General features: G+C 74.8%; 1 protein-coding gene. It reads left to right on the forward strand.

What is annotated here, in order from left to right:
• The coding region (locus QWY28_RS23935) for a GltB/FmdC/FwdC-like GXGXG domain-containing protein (protein ID WP_300955392.1) at positions 1 to 230 on the forward strand (230 nt) is incomplete at both ends.

Below are 230 nucleotides of genomic sequence, written 5' to 3' on the forward strand. Positions count from 1 at the left end.
TCCTGCACGTGCCCGAGCTGCCCGAGGGGGCGTCGCTGCGCAACACCACCAGCCAGGACCACGGGCTGGAGAAGGCGCTCGACGTCACCACGCTCGTCCCGCTGGCCGAGGCCGCGCTCGCGCGCGGCGAGCCGGTGCGGGCGCAGGTCGAGATCCGCAACGTCAACCGCACCGTCGGCACGATCCTCGGCCACGAGGTGACCAAGCGGTACGGCGGCGCCGGGCTGCCC

The sequence above is a fragment of the Nocardioides oceani genome (assembly GCF_030412965.1).
Classification (GTDB): Bacteria; Actinomycetota; Actinomycetes; order Propionibacteriales; family Nocardioidaceae; genus Nocardioides; species Nocardioides oceani.